Annotated in this window: 1 protein-coding gene; it reads right to left on the bottom strand. The window is 72.4% G+C overall.

Annotation, left to right across the window (positions count from 1 at the left end):
* Positions 1-130: 130 nt before the first annotated feature.
* Positions 131-526 (bottom strand): glycosyltransferase (locus tag F0L68_RS41235; protein ID WP_149855354.1); only part of this gene is annotated, 396 nt, incomplete at its 5' end.

The following is a 526-nucleotide window of genomic DNA, read 5'->3' as shown; positions in this document are numbered from 1 at the left end:
GCCCGGCAACGTAGTCCCGCTCGGACCGCAGTTCGTCTTCGTACCCCTGATCTGACACAGGCCCCTCACAGCTGCTGAACTGATTTCGACATGGTGGGATCGCCATCGGGCTATGGAGGAAAGCCGTTTCCTATCGTTCGAGCAGCAGCCTCGCGGCCACCGCCGCCCCGTCGGTGCGAATCGTGCCGGCAACGGCCCTCGCTCGCGCGGCGATCCCGGGAGTCAGGGCCGTCTCGAGTGCCGAGGACAGGGACTCGAAGGTCGGCGTCGGACCGTCGTGCGCCGCGCCGATGCCCAGCTCGGCCACCCGCCCTGCCCAGTATGGCTGGTCCGTCGCCTGGGGGACCACCACCTGGGGCGCGCCGGCCATGGCGGCCGTCATGGTGGTGCCAGCGCCGCCGTGGTGCACGACGGCGGGCACCCGGCCGAACAGCGCCTGGTGGTTGGCCTCGCCGGCGACGAAGCAGTCGTCGGCGTGGGCGGTCAGGGGGGGGTCGGCCCAGCCACCGGAGGCGGGCGCGCGGGG

The organism is Solihabitans fulvus (genome assembly GCF_008386585.1).
Lineage (GTDB): Bacteria > Actinomycetota > Actinomycetes > Mycobacteriales > Pseudonocardiaceae > Solihabitans > Solihabitans fulvus.
This window is presented reverse-complemented; position numbering and strand designations above follow the sequence as displayed.